The sequence below is a fragment of the Paenibacillus dendritiformis genome, from assembly GCF_015845845.1.
Classification (GTDB): domain Bacteria; phylum Bacillota; class Bacilli; order Paenibacillales; family Paenibacillaceae; genus Paenibacillus_B; species Paenibacillus_B dendritiformis_C.
This window is the reverse complement of the sequence record NZ_LDIG01000168.1, coordinates 1-19,476: the sequence shown is the minus strand read 5'-3', so window position 1 is coordinate 19,476 and position 19,476 is coordinate 1. Positions and strand designations below refer to the sequence as shown.

The window sequence follows — 19,476 nt, the reverse complement described above, 5'->3', positions numbered from 1 at the left end:
CACCTCCGTCTCTGTATTTGTTACTGCTGGTGGATAAATACAATTTTGCCGCAATTGCCCGAAGACATCAAGTCGAACGCTTCCTCATACCGGTCGAGCGTAAGCCGGTGCGTAATGATCGGCGTCAGATCGATTCGGCCCCCTTCCAGCAGACCTTTAAGCTGATACCACGTATCATACATGCGGCGCCCGGTAATGCCTACCAGTTGCAGTCCTTTGAAAATGACATCCTCCGCGAGATCAAAGGCCACCTCCTTGCTCGGAATGCCCAGAAGCGAGACGCGGCCGGCTTGGGCCGCCGCCTTCAACGCGTCGCGGATCGCATCGGGGTGGCCGGACATCTCCAGCACCGCTTCCGCGCCTTCCCCGTTCGTCGCCTCCCGGATCGCCTGCACCGAATTCACTTCCTTGCTGTTGATGATGACATCCGCCCCCATCGTCTTCGCCATCTCCAGCCGGTACGGATTGATGTCCACCGCCATAATCGTTCCGCTGCCGCAAGCCTTCGCGACCGCAATCGCCATCAGCCCGATCGGGCCCACGCCGATGACCGCGACGCTCTTGCCGACAATGTCTCCGGCCAGCACCGTCTGCACGGCATTGCCGAGCGGATCCTGCAAGCAAGCGATTTCAAACGGAAGCTGCGGATCGTTCTGAATGACATTGCTGGCCCGAAGAACGGCGTATTCGCCAAAGCAGCCGGGCAGCGTAATCCCGAAGCTGCGCGTATGCGGGCAGACATGGGCGTTGCCGGTGCGGCACGCTTTGCATACGCCGCAGACGACATGGCCTTCCCCCGATACGTGATCGCCTACTTTTACGTTCGTCACCCGATCGCCGACAGCCTCCACGATGCCGGCAAATTCATGCCCGAACACATTCGGAGTAACGACCGTGCGGGCCGCCCAATCATCCCATTTATAGATATGAACGTCCGTTCCGCAGATGGAGGACGCCTTGACGCGAACCAACACTTCATCCGGGCCGTACGCCGGAACCGGAACTTCCTTCAAGACGGCTCCAGGCTTGCGTTCTGCCTTGACCAAACCGATCATCGTCGCTGTCATTTACGGATTGCCCCTCCCATATTTTTTACATACAATAGAAAGAAAACGGATACCAATACTTCATGCTGTTGTATAATATACTACACAAATGTGCATTATATTGTACATGGTCTTTTGTATTGTTTTCAGAAATCCGGTACAGAGTGGGAGAGGAGAACCGCCATGCAAGAACCGATCCACAAAAAAATCGGGAAAAACCTTCAAGAGATCCGCAAATCGCGGGGACTGAGCCTGGACCAGGTGTCGGACATGTCCGGCGTCAGCAAAGGCATGCTCGGGCAAATCGAGCGAGGGGAATCGAATCCGACCATTTCAGTATTATGGAAAATTGTGAATGGCCTGCGCATCTCCTTCGCAACCCTGATGGAAGAATCGACGCCGAGCGTGTCGATCGTCAAGGTAGAGGATATTACCCCGCTCGTGGAGGAAGATGGGGCATACCGGACGTTTCCTATCTTTCCTTTCGAGCAGGACAAGGGGTTCGAGGTGTACAGCGTGGAGGTGGACCCGGGCTGCTCCCACGTGTCGGAAGCCCACTACGACGGCGTCGAAGAGTTCATCATGGTGATTGACGGCGTGCTTCACGTCTCGCTGGGCGGCGACGAATACGTCCTGGAGCCGAAGACCACGATGCGCTTCACCGCCGACCAGGTTCATACGTACACGAACCGCACCGACCGCACCATTCGCTACATGACCCTGCTGCACTACCCGTCCGCGAACAAATAACTATGGATTATGAAAATAGATAGCTTGGATAGCGGTAACATACCGTCCGCTCTCCGAACAATAGAGAAGGCGCTCCAGTGAAAGTGAATGGAGCGCCTTCGTGACGTTGCCTGGGATCGCGCTCCAAGTGAGATAGCCTCTGCCTTCCTCCTTCCTTTCATGCACTATCCCATTGGGTCAGGGGGCACCTGCGATGCCACCTTCCATTCGGTCAGGTAGATCGCCTTTTTCTCCACTCTCCCATCCGGTCAGGTAGCTCGCCTTATCTTCATTCTCCCATCCAGTCAGGTAATTCGCCTTTTTCTCCATTCTCCCGTCCGGTCAGGTAACTCGCTTTTTTCTCCATTCTCCCATCCGGTCAGGTAACTCCGCTCTTTCCTTCCATATCCCTTCCCTATCAGGAAAAACAATATTCCAATACGCCCCGGGTGACGTTAAGACAAAAAAAGAAAGGAGGAGCGGAAACCTGGGCATCCTCGGTCGTTCCCACAAATCGCTAGGAATTGTTCTGCCTGCGAGTGCCGCTCCTGAACGAAGGGGAGAGCGAAGCTAAGGAGGCTGGAGAGGGTGGTGATAATATATCAAATCCGGCAGCCTCGAACAAAAAAGGCACGGTCTTGAACACACTGACTACCGAGAATAAAGAAATGCTCCAACATGATTGGAACGCATCAAAAAAACCTCCAACAAAAGCCTGGCTTTATTGAAGGTTCTAGGATTGAAAGCGGGATTGGACGGGAAATGAGGGCATCGTCCCGTCTAACCTCCCGCAGGCGCTCTTCGTTCCGGCGGCCGGCTCGACTCTCGGATTTGCAAATGGAACGGCAGCAGCATCCGGAACGGGTAAGGATATGGCTGATGCAGACTGTCCAGCAATATTTTGGCGGCCGTGTAGCCCATCTCGTACTTCGGGATGTGAACAGAGGAGAGCGGCGGCGAGCTGTACTTCGAAAATTCGATGTCGTCGATGCCGATAAAGGCGATATCGCGTGGAATCGACAGCCCCAACTCCGTAGCGGCGCGCATGGCCGCAATCGCCATCATGTCGCTGGCGCAGAACATCGCCGTCGGCCGCTCTTGCCGCTCCAGCAGGCGCTTCATGCCTTGATAGCTCTTGTCGGCATCCCATTGGGCATCGATGACCCAATCGGAACGGAAGGGGCAATTCGCTTCGTTCAACGCCATTTTATAGCCCCGGTACCGCTTCTCCCGCTCCATCCGCCCGAGCAGCCCCGCGCCCCCGATGAAGCCGATGTCGGTATGCCCGAGCTCCAGCAAATGGCGCACTGCGATGCGGGCCGCATCCAACCGGTCATAGGAAATGATCGGAATGTCCGGATCCGCCACGTCGATGCCGATGATGACCGGAACCCGCTCCTTGAGCCAGCGGTACATACCGGGCTCCATCCCTTCGATGCAGATGACGCCGTTCAACGCCCGATCGTGCAGAAGCGCTTCCCGCACCGCGCCGCTCTTCAGCTCCGCCTGAGTATGGAGGAACGCCAGCGAGATCCCTTCCTCCATCAGCTTCGCTTCGATGCCCTGGATAATGGGGGAAAAATAAGGATGATTGTATTTATTATCCGGCAAGGATAAAATGCAGCCGATCGTCAATGGCGCGGAATGCTTCGGCAGCCGTTTCGCCCCTGCGGATGATTTCTGGGCAGGCTTCGCGCGGTAATTCAACTGCTTGGCAGCCTGCCATATTTTCTGCTTCGTCTCGTCGCTAATCCGGCGGCTGTCATCCCCATTCACCACCCGTGATACGGTGGAGATGGAGACGCCGACCCGCTCAGCAATATCTTTTAATGTAGCCATGCTCCGCCTCCCCATGTCTAACTCCATTCGAGTTCACTGCCTTAGAATCATATGGTAAATTATACTGCCCGTCTCTGTGGTTGAAAAGGGACCTTGTCATACAACACCCGTCTTGTGCTGAGCAGGAACGTACCGACGCGAAAACGCCCCAAGACGAACAGGGCGGCCGAATCCCGGTCGCCGCCCTTCCGTCTCCCGCCGCCCTCTCTATTCCATTCCCGCATCCCTGACTCATGTACACTGGCGCAGCACGAACGCGCAGCCTTCCAGGAAGCGCTGACGCACAGCCCGCTCCACATGCCGGCCGGCGAACAGCAGCGCATTGCAATCGCGGATGAACTGCTGCAGCACCGGATCAGCCGCCGACGGCAGCAGCTCGGGATCGTCGCGCTTCTCGGAAAGATACTCGCTCCAGGTCATGCCGCTCGGGCGCAGCCCGTATTTCCGCTCAAGCAGTTGCCAGGCAATCCGGCCCATCTCCTGCAGCCGTTCACTTTCGAAGCTGCGCTGCTGCAGCCGGAGGAGCCGCCGCAGCTTGCGCTCCGGAGCCAGGCGCCGCCAATGCTTCCGCATGAGCCAGGCCGCCAGCAGAGCCAGCCACATCGCACCGATCGTCAGAACCGGCAGCCGGAGGGCCACATATCGAAGCAGTTCTAACAGCCCTTCCCCTGCTTCTGCCTGTTCGCCGCTGCGAAGCGTCCCGATTCGGGTCAAAGCCTCCCATTCCGCAGCGAGATGCTGCCTGATGGCGTTCAGACCCTGCTTCCCGGCATGAAGCGCCGTCTCCCCCCAACGCTGCATCCGCTCCCAGCCCGACGCCGGAGCCTTCGACTGAAGCGATTGCTCCAGCAGCTCGCGCACCTGCGCTGAAGGAGTGAATGCCGCATCGCCGTCCTCATTCGGGGCGGATGCGCCATCGGCCGGGGCCGCCTGGCCGGGTACGGACGCTATCACCGCGTCCGCCGGAACCTCTGCCGCTGCGGCCATTCCCGCCGGCGGGGTCGCCTCGAACGGCACCCAGCCGACCGTCGGGAAATACACCTCCACCCAGGCATGCGCATCGGATGCCCGGACCCTATACTGACCGGGCCCGGTCAGCTCGCCGGGCGCGAAGCCCTTCACCCAGCGCGCCGGAATGCCCTGGGTGCGCAGCAGAACCGCCATCGCGCTCGAGAAGTGATTGCAATAGCCCTGCCTCGCCTCGAACAGAAAATAATCCACGAAGTCCCGGCCCGCCGGCGGCACCTCGGTATCGCTCTTCGTATAGGCGTACTCCTGGAGCAAAAACGCCTGCACGCGCCGCACGGTCTCATACGGGCCCGCCGATCCTTCGGCCAGCCGATCGCCGAGTTCCCGTACCCGTTGCGGGAGCGAGTCCGGGAGCTGAAGCTCCTCGCTCCATCTCGCCCTCTCTACAGATGACAGCTTAGGCACCTCTCGCAGCATCGCCGCATCCGCCCGCAGCACGCGGGTCTCGTATTGATAGGCGAGCCGGGATGCGGCTGGCGAACTCGCGCCGGGGGCATAGCGTTCGCCTGATGGATCGTAGCGGAGCGTCGTCCCCTCTTGGTCCGGAACCTCCGTCTCCCCGTCCGGCATCCAAGACGCCAGCCGCTCCGGCCGCCCGCCGAGGACAAGCGGCAGATGCGGCGCATAGGCCTGCCAGCGAACCGTCTGCGTCAACGGCTCTGACCATCCCGGCCCCGAAGATTCGGAAATCTGCAGCCGCCCGGATCCATCCACCGTTTCCTCTTGTTCCGCGCCCGTTGACGTCCAGCCTCGGCCGGTATAGCGCGATTTGCTTTCTCCCCGCCAATACGTCGGCTCCGGCGATTCCGCCGTGAAGAGGATGCGGGGATTATCACGAAGCGCGCCGCCCAGTTCCGTGTCGTCCATACTGTATCCGGTCGTGCCTATCGTTGCCGCCGGCAAGGACGCGTTCTCCGCTGTCGGACGGGCCGCGCCCCATTCGTTCGCCGAGACGGCCAGCGATTGCGTCCACTGGCGCAGCGAAGGCAGACTCTCGGGCGGCGTCCAGTCAGGCATCCGGGACAGGCCGAAACCGAGGCCTACGATGAGCAGGGTTGCCATCGCCGCTTGTCCCAGCCATTGAACAGGCCGGATGCCGGGTATTTTCATCCGCTCGGTATCCTCCGCCAGCCGCCGGTCAAGATGGAGGCAGGCGGAGAGCAGCAGGCCCCAGCCTGCCGCGCGAATGACGGCATCTGTCACATCGAGGCCATACCCCCATTGGAATCCGAAAAGATAGCACATCGTGGCCACGCTGAAAAACAACACCGTCCGCCGGGTCAGCATTTGCGCCTGAATGGAGGCCGTCAGCATCGCCCAACCGGCGAGCAGCAGCAAGGTGCGGACTTCGCCGCTCGTCTGGAGCCATTCTCCCTCCATCCACCGTTCCGCATCGGCAGCCAACGCAGAACCGAGCATCGAGGCGCCTGTCGCAACCGATTCGCGGATCTCACGCAGGAGGCCGCCGTCGGCCGCGGCCGCATCGTGGAGGGAGGGGGCTCTGAACATCCACGCGGTTACCGCGATCGCCGTAACGCTCCGCAGCGCGATCGACAGGGTTCGGCTCCGGACAATCAGACCCACGGCGAGAAAGATAGCGATTGCCCACAAAAACGGACGGATATCATGCATATCGATATGCGGGCCGAGCCGCTTCAACGGATAGAACCATTCGGCGAACATGGCGAACAGCAGCCCGGTGAAGGCGGCCTGCTTCGCCCATTCGGCCGCGGTTCGCCTTCCGGCCGGTTCGCTGCAGCTGACCAACGGGCGCTGTATCACTTGGCCGTCACGCTTGGCGGATCGGCCGATATAACGGAAGCGCATCGCTCTCCCTCCTTCCTATGCTGGCGCCGGGTACAGACTGTTCCATCCAAAGGAAGGCCCCCGGCGAAGCCGGCGCTGCCGCGGCGCTTGATTGCGGCCAGCGCGCGGCCGTCAGCCAGCCGTCTATGCGTGTCTCTCCCGCCGCGTCCTGCAGCCGGTCGAGCACAGCGGGTTCCTCCCGGTAGCTGATCAGCGTTACCGCGCGGATCGGCGGCGATGGCTCAGCGGCGTGACCGCGTGCCGCGCCGATTGGCCCGGCGACCGGAGGCGGCGGCGCAGGGCCGGGCCGTTCCGCCGCCAGGGCGGACAACGCTTGCCGGGCTCCGGCGACGACGGCCCCGTCGCTCAGCCGGAGCAGGCGAACGGGCCGCCCGGCCTCTGCAGCGGCGCGCACGGCCGCGGCGGCCGCGGACAGCACCGCCTCCATAGGCGCGTGCTGTCCGGGCTGCGCCTCCGACCGCCAGGGAACGTCGTCCATGGCGATGTCGGCCGGGGCGCAGCCGTCCGCTTCCGGCACGCGGACCGCCAGCACGCGCCGCTTGGCGTACGTGCGCCAGTCGATGGCGCGCAAGGGCGTGCCCGGCCGGTACGCCTGCAGCTCGACGCCGCGCGCCCCTCCTGCAGACGGGGCAGGCACGCCTCCGTCTGCCGCATCGGCGGCCCCGGCCAGCGGCGGCGGGCCAGCCTCATGTGCGGCTGCCGGCACAGCGGCCGGCAGCGCGGCGGCGCGCACCGGGGGCGGCGGAATGACCAGCACCGGCTGCGGCGCTTCCGCCGCCGACGGGAGGTCCAGCCGCACCCGGCCGCCGAACCAGCCGAACAGGTCGCCATAGGCAAGTTCGGTACGCGACAGGCGGTACACGCCGCGCGGCGCGCCCTCGAAGGAGACGCTGTAGCGCGTCTCCTCGCCCTGGCGCAGGTACAGCAGGCGGCGACATATCCAGACGCCGCCGTCTCCCCCCGTGCGTGTCCACGCCTCCTCCACTGTCAGCCAGCGCACGGGCCAGCGCGTCACGCCGCTTAACGCCACGCGGAAGGCGAGGCTGCCGGGAGCGGCCCCAACTCCGGCATGCTCCTCCGGCTGCAGCTCATGAACAAGGCGGAGGCCTGCGAGCTTCCGGCCGATAACATGCAAGCGGACGCCGTTCAGCAGCATGACGCCCAGCAAGGCCGCCACAAAAAGCTCCGCCGGGCTGTTCCGCGCCCAGCCAGCCGCAGCCAGCACGGCGCAACCGGCGGCGGTGAGCAGGAAGCGGCCGGCCGGGATGGAGAGCCGCTTCACCGGAACCACCCGCCGAGCCGGAACCGCCCGGCGGCCGGCTGCGCCGCTCCATCCCCGGCCAGGGGCACCTGCACCATCGGCGCGGCACCGGCGGCCGGGATCCCCCGCTTGTCCCGGCGGGAAGACTTCGCCGCAGATCTGCCGCCTCCGGTCTGTGCCGCCGGGAAGACCGGAACCGAGGTCGAGCGCAATACCTCGGCGACGACATCCGCTTCCGTCGTGCCGGCAAGCAGCGCCTCGCGCTGCAGATGAAGGCGGTGCGCCAGCACCGGATGGGCCACCGCCTTCACGTCCTCCGGAAGCGCATAGGTGCGCCCCTCCGTCCAGGCGTGAGCCTGGGCCACCCGCATGAGCGACAGCGTCGCCCGCGGACTGATGCCCAGCTTCACCGCCGGGTGCGCCCGGGTCGCATGCGCGATGTCCGCCATGTACTTGCATAGCGCCGCATCGAGATGCACTTCGTGGATCCGGCGGACGAGCCACTGCCATTCCTCCGGCGTCCAGAGCGGCTTTACGCGCGCGAGCGGCGACTCCTCCCGCTGATGGAGGAGCATGTCCGCTTCCTGCTCCGCTGCCGGATAGCCGAGCGACAGCCGCATCGCGAAGCGGTCCATCTCCGCCTCCGGAATTCGGTATGTGCCTTCGAAGGCCAACGGATTCTGCGTCGCAATGACGAAAAAGGGCTGCGGCAAGGCGCGCGTCGTCCCGTCCACCGTCACCGTCCCTTCCTCCATCGCTTCGAGCAGCGCCGATTGAGTTCGCGCCGGAGCGCGGTTCAGCTCGTCGGCCAGCACGACATTGCCGAACAACGCTCCCTCGCTATACCGCAGCCCGCCCGAGGCGGGCTCCCACACCATGCTGCCCGTAATATCGGCCGGCATCATGTCCGGCGTCATCTGAATGCGCCGGAAGCTTCCGCCTGCCGTCCGCGCGAGCGCCCGGGCCAGCAGCGTCTTGCCGACGCCCGGCACATCCTCCATCAATATATGCCCGCCGGACAGCATCGCCAAGCCGGCCAGGCGAATGACCTCCTTTTTCCCGACGACGACTTGCTCCAACCGGTCCAGGAACGCCGGCCATCCCCGCTCCGCGAACGACGCCAGCCATACATCCTGCTCCACGGTGCGATCCTGATGTCCACTCATTTCCATTCGTAGATTCCCTCCCTCTTAACCTAGCAGCATCCATTTTTTACAAAACGATAACAAGACACAAAAAACCCGGAACGAGTCCCTCGCGTGCATGCACGTTCGATGAACCGTCCCGGGCCGTTCTATGAATCAGTATCGCCCGAACTGCTAGATTATAAACCTGCGAGAGGCTGCTTTCCCCAGATGATAGAACAGAGTCACACCTCCTCCTGCAAAGGAGTTAGCTCGTATGCGGTCAATTGGACGCCGAACGCATTCAGCACATCCCGCAGCGGCACCCAGGTGAGCGACCGCTCGGTTATCGCATTCAACGGCACAGCCGCTTCGGCCTCATCGGCAAATACGATTTGCGCGCCTGCCAGATCGAAGCCTGCGCCCTTCCCGTTCCAATCGACATCCACCCGGTTCGCCTTCGCGTTCCAGCGCACCGTTCCGCCCAACTGCTGGACCAGCATCCGCAGCGGCACATACGTCGTCTCCTCATGGCTCAGGAACTGATCCGGCTCCAAATGAAGGCTTCCTTGATCGGTATGCACATCCATCGCCATCTTCGGTTGGGGCTTCACAGGCCCGGATACGTTGACCGCCTGCACGTTCGCTTCGATCCAGGCGCTGCTGACCGGGGAGCGGGCCCACCGCTTCGTGGAAGCGACATGGAATTGAACCGGCTCCACCTCCGGCGACAGCACGCCGAACGTATAGCCTTTGTCCTTATAATAGCGGATGATCTCCGGCAGCGCCTTCACCGTCTCCCCGTGCCCGGCTCCGTCATGCATCAGCACGACCGTCTCCTTCAACAGCGCCCCTTGCTTCACCGACGATGATATCTCCTTCGCTGGCACGCCCCGCCGTTTGGAATCGCCGCTGTCGACATGCCAGTCATAGACCAAGTACCCAGCCTGCTGCATCAGTTCGAAATACTGTTTATCGAAATTCATTGCCGTTCCGCCTGGCGCCCGGACGAGCCGGGGCTCATAGCCCAGAATGTCCTCCAGCACCTTGCCGGTCTCGCGAATCTGGCGCCAAAAGTCACGGAAGCTGCCGTACAGCTCCTTATATTCATGATTATAGCTATGATTGCCGATGGCATGTCCCGCTTCCGCAATCGTTTTGACCATCTCTTTGTCTCGCTTCGCATTTTGCCCCAACACGAAGAAGGTGGCCTTCACTTGCTCCCTGGCCAAAATATCAAGCACATCCTTCGTATGTACGCTCGGGCCGTCATCGAACGTCAAATAAACGACCTTGTCCGGCTTCTTCTCTTCCACGCCCGGCGACGGCTTCCCGGTGTCCGGCATCTTCGCCGCAGCCAATTGTATGGCGGCCTTTCCGGTTTCAGAGCCATTGCCTGGAGCGGATAGCGCGGCGACCGCCTCTTCCTTCTCTCCGCTTATTGGCATGGACACGGCCACCCTGGAATCCGCACGCGCGGCTGCCGCCTCCGCGTTATATGCCATCGGCACCGCCTGATGAGAAGCAGGAGATGCGGCGTATGCGATTGGCTCCGGCGCTTCCTTTGTTCCCCAAGCCGCCCACAGCGCAGCGATCATCAGCAAGGCACAGACGGCCGTTGACAGCCGCCCTATCCAGTTTTTCGCATCCTTCCACAATCCCGGTGCTTCCTTTTTCATCCGAACGTCCCCCCTCTTTTCGTGACTATTCATGAAAGCCCCCTGCAAGCGCAGATGAGGGACAGCCTGTCCCTTCTACACCGAAGCATTCTCGAATCCAGGTCCAGGCGCCGTCCAGTCAGAATGACCTCCCCTGTCCGCGATTCTTTTGCCTGCTCGAGAGCGTATGCGTTCTCCATCGTTCTCATAGATTATATGAGCCTTGCGAGAAAAGATGACACCTCCTGCCGCGTCTATCATCATACGCCGCACCTGGCCTTGTTGACAACGTTTTCCTTGGAAAAATAAGAAATTTGCCATAAAAAGAGCCCTCCCGCCGAACGGAAGAGCCGCAATAGCAAATTATGACGTTTGCGGAAGCATGTCTTTGCGCCGGTAGATGCCGGAGAAGAGTCCGAAAAGTGTCATCCACAACACCATTTGTGTACCTCCATAGCCAAACAAAGGCAACTCCAGGCCGTACACTGGCACCAGCCCGAAAAGGCCTCCCAACGCAAGCAGAAAATGTGCCCCTGCCAGCAACGCGATAAGGTTGGCTAGCCCCCGGCCAAAGGTATGGCGAATGCTGCATGCCGCCTTGTACACGCTGTATAGAAGAACTCCCATGGAGCCCAACAACAGCAGGCCTGCGAACCACCCCGCCGTATGGATGAGGTAGACACTCAAATAATCACTGTAAAGATAAGGAAGGGTGAGCGTCTGACCGCTCCCTTGCCCGAACCATCCCGCATGCTGCACCGCTCTGTGAATCTCCCGGATGACAAAGCCACCATCAGAATCAGGCTCGACCACACCTACAAGATATGTAATCCATTCCTGCATACGGCGTCCGAATACGAAGCGTACCCTATCGGATGTCATCCATAGCAGTGCTCCGCCTCCCGCGGCACAAGCGGCCAGCTTCCACCATACTGCCGGGCGGCAGCGAATCTGCATGAGCACCACGATCATGCCAAGACTGTAGATGATCAACTGCGGGAAGCGGCCGTCCATCACATACAGCAGCACAGGCAGCGTAATAAGCGCATACGGCATTAGGTTCGAGTACGTCTTGGCACGGGACGGCCGCTCGCTTAGCATCGCATAGATCGCAAGCAGGAACAGAATCGGACTTATCAAATATACATCAATGGTCATGGGGCCTAACATCAAAAAACGCATCCCGTTGACGGTAACCCCCATGTCCAATCCCATCCCAACCAGCAGGATCACCATTACCCCATACAACCATGGAGCGATCCGGAGAAGCCGGCGGTAGTCGATGATCACCCCAGTTGCGAAGCAAAGTATGCCAAGCAGGACATAGATAACAGATTTGGTGCCTAGTCCAACTGAATTGTTTCCACCTGCTTCATTCTGCAGCAGAAAAAGACCGAATAGACTAAGCCCGATCCATACCCCCAAGCTGACCCATAGCAGCCAAGGGATATGTGGGCGATGAATCCGGTTCATTTGCTCGGCCACAATGGAGGATGCCCCCATTTGCCGGACCGCTTCACGCGCCGCTTCGTCCTCATCCATCCCGCGGTCCGTATGCTCTTCCATTCGGGACAGGAGATGATCCCTCAGCTCCGCCTCGATCTCTGGCTTCATCTCCTTCGCTTTGATGCGTCCCAGCACATCCTGCACGAACCGTTCGCCTGCCTCCGGCATGCCGCACGGGATGTCTCTGTCTGTATCTTTCATTCGACTTACACCTCCCCCAGCACACGGTTCATCGTCCCGCTGAACAAACGCCATTCCTCCGTCTTCTCTTGCAGCAGGCTGCGACCGGCATCCGTAATGCGGTAATACTTTCGCGCCCGCCCCGCCGCCTCGCTCCAGTAGGCCTCCACCTGCCCGCCGCTCTCCAGCCCGTGAAGAATCGGATAAAGCGTGCCTTCCTTCAAGGCGAACAAGCCGGAGGAGGCCGTCTCGAGCCGCTTTGTCAGCTCGTAACCATACAACTCTTCCTTCTCCAGCATCGACAATACAAGCAGCGCGGTGCTGCCCTTCAACAGTTCCTTGCTTACCTTCGGGTTCATCGCTTCCTCCTTCGCAATCTCTTTTACCAGTTGCTTCGTGTTCCGAGCCTTTTGATCGCTCTCCCTTTCACTCAGGGTGGCCGTTGCCTAGCCTCTATGCTTCGCTGTCTTTATCATCGCTCTCCCAATCAGTCAGGATTATCTTTTCCATAGCTGCTGTTCACTTGCCACCAAAGCTGAACACTTTCTTCCCTGAGAACTTTCTGCAGTTAGTCATTTTCCGCTGTCGTCTTGCGTTACATCTTCCCGCTTCCGCCCTCTCCCTCACGCTTTCTTTTCGTGAATATCCCATCCAGTCAGGAGCAAAAAATCTCAAATTTATTTCCACATCATCTCTTGGCTACCGGGATAATCGGCGTTCCTGAACCAAGGGGATATTCAAAATAAGCCGCTAGGATACTTGTTCTTCCTGACGACGGGGATATCGATCATAAGCGGCAAAGACTCACATGTTACGGCTTCGAGCGGCCAGTTCGAGACGGCGCCTCTCATCCCGAATCCTATCCCCAGCGCTATTAAAAAAAAGCGGAAGCAACGCTTCCACCCCAAGGTATTACAATCCAAATCTAAAGGTTAATGCGGCACCATCGCCCCGAAATCATCCCGGCTCGACAGGTTCCCGTGGTAGAACAATACATCCCCGTCCTGCAAAGTGAAAGTATGGCCGAACGAATCCCGAATCGTTCGCTCAAATCCTTCAAGCCGCCACTGGTTCATCAACGGCGCGCGAATATATTGCAAATGCGGAACTGCAGCCCGGCCTTCCCGTATCGTCTCAATAGTAAAGTTCACGATCAGGTAGCCGTCCCTCAGAAAGATAGGCGACTTGTCAAGCAAACCTCCATGCGTGCGGCCGTACTCGGCGATATCCGTCCCCGCCCTCACGATATAGACCTCGGCCGGCAAACTATACTCGCCATACCACTGCTGAATCGATACATTCGCCCGCTGGGCGTCGACCGTATCCGGAAGATTCGACTTCGGTCCGATGAACGTGCGCACCGCTTCCGGCAGCAGCAGCCCGCCATAACCGCCGACCGGCGTCTTCCGCTTCGTCCATTTCTCGATGTACTGCTCGATATAGGCTTGACGGCTCAAGGACGCTCCTTGTCCCTCGCGGTCGTACTTGTAACTGGCCGTATCGATCAACTGTTCCATCGGCACGTTGCGCAGCCGCTCATTCAGAATGACATATCGTCCGACCTGATCCTCCTGCGATCCGATGCGAATGAAGTAGCGATCATTGCTGTGGTAATACAAATCAACCGGAAAGCGAGCCTTGCCATCCTTGCTTACGTAGTAGAAGCTTGGCGTAATCCGGATGCTGTCCTTTGGACCGAACATATTGCCCTTCGTTTTCAGATCGAATTTGAAATGATATCCCGTCTTCACCGCCACATTGCGGTAGCCCTGCAGCGGATGACTGCCGGGCCGAATCGGCAGCGTATACGGCGCCTTGTTTCCTCTCGGCTCCCCGTCAATGCCTTTCTTCCCGACCCAGTAGGAGGCACCGGTAGGTTCATGGCTGCCAGCCCGCTTGCGGAACACCTTCTCCCAGTTGTAATCTACGATGTCACTCACCCGGAAGTCATACAGCCGGCCAATGACTTCCACCTCGGCCACGTCAGTGGAGACATGATTCCCTAGTTCGGTATTCGCATTCGGTTGCGTATCGAATTGCGCGGGCGCGTTCTCGGCAATCGTGCGGAACAGGACGGAATAATTGCCTTCATCGACCCATACCGGCAGGAAGAATGTCGTATCCAATTGATGCACCGGGAGGTCGATCCAGGTCCGCTTTGGAATGAAGCGGCTCCGATCCCTGGAGTACACATCGAACGGGAACCACACCTGCTTCTTGCGGATATATTTCGCATAATCACGGTTGCCGTATCCCGGGTAGGTGACATGCGGCCCGCTCGTCGGCAAGCGCACCGTAAATGGCCGCTCCAGAATGAGCGCCGCCCGGTTCAGGCTCGGCTTCGTCTTCTGGTTATGCGTCCGGTCATCCGACACGGAAGGATACGTCACAACCGGGGTATGTATAGTGACCGGGTTGATGCCCGGAATCGGGAATTCCTGATCCGTGCCGCCATTAATCTGTTCCGGAAGCAGCTTATAAGAAATCGTACCGCTGCTCGGCACATTTTTTGCGTTCACTTTATCGCTATGTATGAAGAGGCGATTTTTATATAAGATGTTTTTACCTATCGTGGCGGGAGACGGAATAGTTCCAGGAGATGAGCCATTCTCATCCACCGTTTGCCCTGACATAATCGTCTTTCCCTGAAAGACAAGCAAATCATTTTGGACACGAACTTTACCGATCGTCTTCTCGGCAGCAGCTTTGAACTCTCCTGAATAGTTCGGTATGTCTTTGCCTGCGGTTTGCGAAGGAAGAACGACGCTCTGCGCTTCCGGTTCCTTTACGATTCCGCCCTGCTGCTTGAAACGATAATCTGGCGGCGTATAATTTTGTGGCTCTAAGATAACCCCTCCGCCTGGCAATGCTGCATTTTGCAGCTTTGCTTCTTGGATTTTGTAAACTTCCAGATTGTCAATTACCCAAAAAGAATATGAACGCTCAACGGTCACGACATCACTGACGGTCTCCTCTTCCTCCATGTCTTCTTGCGTGGGCTTCCCCTCCGCGTCTGTCCCTGGCTCTTTCCATTTCTTAATAAATGTCTTTTCCACAGGAACATCGTACGTACATTTCCCGCTCATCTGCACGAACGAGCTCTTGAATAAGTAATTGTAGGCAAAGGCATTGGCGTATAAATATTCAGAAGTCGGGATGCCGAGAAGCACATCGAACTGCTCACTTCCCCGGTTATCCGCTTTAATCATTGCGCTCGCCTTTGGATCCATCACCTTGTTAGGGATTTTCGTCCCAGGTTCGGGAACCGTGCATGAACCTGAAGGAGCTGGTGGATCGGTAGGATCCGGTTTGCCAGGCACATCACCAACGGTGATCGTGACAGAATCATAAATATAATAGGGATAGCTCTTCCATTTGGCTGTTATCTTGGCAGTCCCTTTGCCGACAGCCTTTACCTTCCCGTCGGGTCCTACCGTCGCTACCGCTGATCGATCCGAACTCCATTCCAGTTGTTCCGTTCGACGAGTAATATCCAGCCAATTCGTAAAACCCGTCATGTCATATTCCTGGGTTCTGACTTCTGCCTTTAAGTTCTTGGTCTCTCCGATGTTCATATTTGCATTAGATGAGACTCGCAGTTCTTTCGTTTCCGTGATATAACCTTCGAAGACAGCTTTAAGATCGACATAGTAATGGGCTTGATATTTAGGTTGACCTTGGTGCCCTACTTCGTATTGGCGATAATATGAGACTATATGGCTATGACCGGTAATTGTATTAAGCTTGGCATAGAGTTGTCCCTTGGTGAATTGTGGGTTACCGAACGGGGTAAAAGATTTTGTAGACTTGTACTCTAAACTAGCTATCCCAAGCCCCTTAACACGCTCCATTTTGAATGGATTTTCTTTTGTATCCTGTAGACTTGCTGGAGCATAGTTATACATATTTATCCTATCTTTAACAGCAGTATCCCGGGGATACTTGTTTCCATCAGCGCCAACAGCCGTGACTGTTTCGACACGTTCATTATCTTGGGTAACTGCAACCCATTGGCCTCTATCCCCTTCGGTCCATACCGTTTTGGGATTAGGGTAATCTGTACCCGATACGGTTACCTTGATTGTTTGAGTCTTATAAGCTACACCGTTTGGTTTTACTTCAATTCCCTTTCCTTCATCTGGATATCCTTTTGGAAAACTCGCCGCAACAGCAAGGCTAGGACTACTATTAAGGGAAATTAACATTAATGACAGGAGTAGAATAACTGTAAGTTCCTTTTTCATGTAATCTCCTCTATTTTTTAGTATTTGATAATATCAGAATTGATCCATCATCAAATACAGCACTACCGATGTTACCTTCCTCCAAATTGTAGTAACTAACAATCCATAGTTTTGCACCTGAAGAACGCTTGGCAAAGAATTCTTTATCATCAATTACAGGAAGAGTTTCATACCCGTACTTTTTATATTGACCGTTATGTGTCGCCGAGCCTCCCATCAAATTTGTTATTCCATTCCGATAATGGTCCATGCCAAATTCCTTTGTTATTGGATAGATCGTAAGCTCTGTAAAAATAGGAAACAAACCCTTGTGCTTTTTAAAAAACTCCTTATCGGATTCATCCAAAAACAGGTCACCATAAAAGCTTTTTTCGCTCCAATTTTCTACATTTACAGCAATCATGCGATGAAAAACTAACTTCCCAGCCTTATTTTTAAACGTTCTCGTCTTTCCTGATGAGTTGGCCACACCCACCGCTTTAAACGGCGTCACAACCTCCAAATTATTCTTCTCCGTCCCCACTGCCCGGAGCTCATTGAGAGCAGGGAAGGAATCTGCCTTCTTGTTTGCAACCTTCACGAACCGCAACAAAATAGCCGATGTCTCGGCGCGGGTCGTGGTGTTTTTCATGCCGAAGGAGCCGTCGGGGTAGCCGCTCATCAGTTTGGTTCCCATCGCAACCGCAATATGTCCGGCTTTGGACGCCGGAATGCCCGGTTTGAAGTATTCTTTGACCGGGATCAGCGTCTCCTTGGTCTCCAATAGCGCCTGCTTGTAATCTTCATCCAGGGCAGCCAAGCCGGAGCTTAGCCAGACGGCCATCTCTTCACGGGTTAGCGCCGTATTGGGTTTAAAGCCGTTTGGGTAATTGCTCGGATCGATGAAGCCCAGAGCGACCGCCCGCTCGACCTCCTTCTTGCTCCAATGGTTGTCCAAATCGCTAAAGACCTCTTCTATTTCTGCAGAAGGTTCCGCTTTCGATATACGCGACAGCAAGGAAGCGAATTCTGCCCTTGTAATGGTCGCGTCCGGTTTAAATGTTCCATTGCTATAGCCCTTGAAATAGCCTGCACTTACGGCGGCATAAATAGAGTCCTTGGCCCAGTGCGTTGCCGATACATCCTTGAAGCTCATCCCTTTGGCCTCTGCGTGCACAATACCGAGCAATGCAGGAAGCGCCAAACAACCGATGATAAATAACAGAATTACCCTTTTCATTGTCTTCATGAATGATCACTCCCACGATAATAGTGTTTTAACGCCATTCCCGAGCGGCCCCGAAAAACACAAAAAACCCTCAGCCAATAGAATTAGCGTCGGGTTCTTCCCACCATGTCCTATGTATTCTCATCAAATCCTGAATTGCTTATATTATACAATATTTTCATCTTGTTGGCGAGTCTTATTTTTTTGACGTAAGCATAATCGAGTAGGAGGGGGCGCCTAGCCCCCGACCTCTCACACCACCGTACATACCGTTCGGTATACGGCGGTTCATGTTATATTCCGCAATAGATTATCCTGAATTTCGAAAGTAACTGTGCCTGAAAAATGAAAAAAGGGCCCAAATCTTTGGTAGAATAGTGTTTGCGAAAACAACATCACCCAAAGAGAGGAGCACCTTTTAGGTGAAGTCTACCACACCCGTCAGCAAAATCAAGACTGAATTTTCCTTGCGTCACGCTTCCAGCGTTGGTGGAAGCAAAGTATTCCTGGAGTATCTCGAAAAAATCGAACTGGACAAAGCATTGCAGAACTTGAGCAACATCAAACACAGGCACTCCCTGTTCCCTGTTTTTCGCATCCTGCTCTACCTCATAATCGGCTGGACACTCGGTTGTGAACGCCTTTTTCATTTTCGAGCGTTGCAACAGGATGCACTTGTGCAACGTTTCCTCGGTGGACGCTGTCCACACCACACCTTGCTGTATAAAGAATTGAATCGGTTTGGTAAGCAACCAACTTTCACACTCGACTTGAGAAAGTTGAATCAGCAGGTCATCGCGCCTGGTTTGCCCGATGAACTCATCATGGATCTGGATTCCACCGTGGAAACCGTTTTTGGTCACCAAAAAGGCGCGGCCGTTGGCACGAATCCCCACAAACCGGGACGTAAAAGCTACCATCCGCTGTTGGCTTATGAAGGCCAATCTCGTTTGTGTTTAAACGCTGTTCTTCGTGCTGGAAATACGCATTCATCCACGAATGCCGCTGACTTCCTCCGCCAGACGTTCGAATTGCTTGGTGATCGTCCGGTGAAGTATGCCCGATTTGACAAAGGATTTGGCGGTGAGGACTTTTACGGCTTATGGGAATCCAAAGGAATCGGGTATGTAGGAAAATTGAAATGGACCCAGCGACTTCAAGCGGAAGTGCAACGCTGCTCCGTTTGGAAGCGATTTGTCGATGAGGAGTGGATCATCGAGGGCATTGTACTGGTCTACAAAGCCACCTCCTGGAAGAAAGCACGCCGTGTTGCCGTCATCCGCAAAGCACAGGTGTACGATGGGGATCAATCTCGGCTTCTTCTTGATACAGATTGGCAGTATGAAGCGATCGTCACAAGCCTTGAGTGGGAGCCGATTGACCTGTGGCATTTCTACAACCAGCGTTGCTGCATGGAAAACCACATCAAGGAAGCCAAGCGTGGCTTTTCCATCAACCGCATTTCGACAAGCCGCTTCACCGCGAATGAAATCGACTTGCTAATCAAGCTGTTAGCATACAACCTCTACGAACGGTTTAAACGCGACTGCTGTGAACCGGTTCATCACGGGTATACGATTGCCCGGTTTCGTCAGGAGTTTTTCCTCTGTGCCGCGACCATCATCCAGCATAGTCGGCAGGTGATTCTCAAGTTGGCGAGAGATTTCCCGAACCGCTACACTTGGCTACGGATCGCGACAAAAGTTGCTGCGCTGGAATGACCGCTTCCAAAAATAAACATGGAAATGCAATGCCTCTGTGGGATGGGGAGGGGGAAAATATGCCCTTCTTTTCGAATTAGCGCTCATGGGACTGGATATTTTCTT

General features: G+C 56.7%; 12 protein-coding genes. 2 read left to right on the top strand and 10 right to left on the bottom strand.

Annotation, left to right across the window (positions count from 1 at the left end; translation table 11 throughout):
* Positions 1-20 precede the first annotated feature (20 nt).
* The gene (tdh, locus tag ABD76_RS17040; protein WP_197258422.1) at positions 21-1,067 is read right to left on the bottom strand and encodes an L-threonine 3-dehydrogenase; all 1,047 of its coding nucleotides are present in this window, start codon (positions 1,065-1,067) and stop codon (positions 21-23) included.
* 162 nt (positions 1,068-1,229) lie between these two features.
* Between tdh and ABD76_RS17035 the strand changes: the two genes are divergently transcribed.
* Positions 1,230-1,796: a helix-turn-helix domain-containing protein gene (locus tag ABD76_RS17035; protein ID WP_197258421.1), complete on the top strand. Its 567-nt coding sequence runs from the start codon at positions 1,230-1,232 to the stop codon at positions 1,794-1,796.
* Between the two features lie 759 nt (positions 1,797-2,555).
* On the opposite strand, the gene ABD76_RS17030 is transcribed toward ABD76_RS17035, so the two are convergent.
* The 9 genes from ABD76_RS17030 to ABD76_RS16985 form a co-directional block, all read right to left on the bottom strand.
* Complete coding sequence (locus ABD76_RS17030; RefSeq protein ID WP_197258420.1) at positions 2,556-3,614, bottom strand: LacI family DNA-binding transcriptional regulator; 1,059 nt, start codon at positions 3,612-3,614, stop codon at positions 2,556-2,558.
* Between the two features lie 231 nt (positions 3,615-3,845).
* The gene (locus ABD76_RS17020) at positions 3,846-6,470 is read right to left on the bottom strand and encodes a transglutaminase TgpA family protein (protein WP_197258418.1); all 2,625 of its coding nucleotides are present in this window, start codon (positions 6,468-6,470) and stop codon (positions 3,846-3,848) included.
* Positions 6,433-7,752, bottom strand: a complete 1,320-nt coding sequence (locus ABD76_RS17015) for a DUF58 domain-containing protein (RefSeq protein ID WP_197258417.1) — start codon at positions 7,750-7,752, stop codon at positions 6,433-6,435. Before ABD76_RS17015 ends, ABD76_RS17020 begins: the two co-directional genes overlap by 38 nt.
* Positions 7,749-8,903 (bottom strand): AAA family ATPase, encoded by a 1,155-nt coding sequence (locus ABD76_RS17010; RefSeq protein WP_197258416.1) that lies wholly within the window; start codon positions 8,901-8,903, stop codon positions 7,749-7,751. Before ABD76_RS17010 ends, ABD76_RS17015 begins: the two co-directional genes overlap by 4 nt.
* Before the next feature lie 197 nt (positions 8,904-9,100).
* Positions 9,101-10,534, bottom strand: coding sequence for a polysaccharide deacetylase family protein (locus tag ABD76_RS17005; RefSeq protein ID WP_197258415.1), 1,434 nt, complete (start codon positions 10,532-10,534; stop codon positions 9,101-9,103).
* 342 nt (positions 10,535-10,876) lie between these two features.
* Positions 10,877-12,220, bottom strand: a complete 1,344-nt coding sequence (locus ABD76_RS17000) for an FtsW/RodA/SpoVE family cell cycle protein (RefSeq protein WP_197258414.1) — start codon at positions 12,218-12,220, stop codon at positions 10,877-10,879.
* Between the two features lie 5 nt (positions 12,221-12,225).
* Positions 12,226-12,558, bottom strand: a complete 333-nt coding sequence (locus ABD76_RS16995) for a PadR family transcriptional regulator (protein WP_168181677.1) — start codon at positions 12,556-12,558, stop codon at positions 12,226-12,228.
* 573 nt (positions 12,559-13,131) lie between these two features.
* Complete coding sequence (locus ABD76_RS16990) at positions 13,132-15,408, bottom strand: DUF5704 domain-containing protein (protein WP_242069612.1); 2,277 nt, start codon at positions 15,406-15,408, stop codon at positions 13,132-13,134.
* Positions 15,409-16,453: 1,045 nt separating this feature from the next.
* Entirely contained in the window at positions 16,454-17,671 is a 1,218-nt protein-coding gene (locus ABD76_RS16985) for an S-layer homology domain-containing protein (RefSeq protein WP_197258413.1), read from the bottom strand.
* A gap of 401 nt (positions 17,672-18,072) precedes the next feature.
* Between ABD76_RS16985 and ABD76_RS16980 the strand changes: the two genes are divergently transcribed.
* Positions 18,073-19,371, top strand: a complete 1,299-nt coding sequence (locus ABD76_RS16980; protein WP_197253375.1) for an IS1380 family transposase — start codon at positions 18,073-18,075, stop codon at positions 19,369-19,371.
* Positions 19,372-19,476 lie beyond the last annotated feature (105 nt).

What these genes read in the sequence shown, in the direction of transcription:
- tdh (WP_197258422.1), bottom strand. Translation starts at nt 1,067, where the DNA reads ATGACAGCGACGATGATCGGTTTGGTCAAGGCAGAACGCAAGCCTGGA.
- ABD76_RS17035 (WP_197258421.1), top strand. Translation starts at nt 1,230, where the DNA reads ATGCAAGAACCGATCCACAAAAAAATCGGGAAAAACCTTCAAGAGATC.
- ABD76_RS17030 (WP_197258420.1), bottom strand. Translation starts at nt 3,614, where the DNA reads ATGGCTACATTAAAAGATATTGCTGAGCGGGTCGGCGTCTCCATCTCC.
- ABD76_RS17020 (WP_197258418.1), bottom strand. Translation starts at nt 6,470, where the DNA reads ATGCGCTTCCGTTATATCGGCCGATCCGCCAAGCGTGACGGCCAAGTG.
- ABD76_RS17010 (WP_197258416.1), bottom strand. Translation starts at nt 8,903, where the DNA reads ATGGAAATGAGTGGACATCAGGATCGCACCGTGGAGCAGGATGTATGG.
- ABD76_RS17005 (WP_197258415.1), bottom strand. Translation starts at nt 10,534, where the DNA reads ATGAAAAAGGAAGCACCGGGATTGTGGAAGGATGCGAAAAACTGGATA.
- ABD76_RS17000 (WP_197258414.1), bottom strand. Translation starts at nt 12,220, where the DNA reads ATGAAAGATACAGACAGAGACATCCCGTGCGGCATGCCGGAGGCAGGC.
- ABD76_RS16995 (WP_168181677.1), bottom strand. Translation starts at nt 12,558, where the DNA reads ATGAACCCGAAGGTAAGCAAGGAACTGTTGAAGGGCAGCACCGCGCTG.
- ABD76_RS16990 (WP_242069612.1), bottom strand. Translation starts at nt 15,408, where the DNA reads ATGATTAAAGCGGATAACCGGGGAAGTGAGCAGTTCGATGTGCTTCTC.
- ABD76_RS16985 (WP_197258413.1), bottom strand. Translation starts at nt 17,671, where the DNA reads ATGAAGACAATGAAAAGGGTAATTCTGTTATTTATCATCGGTTGTTTG.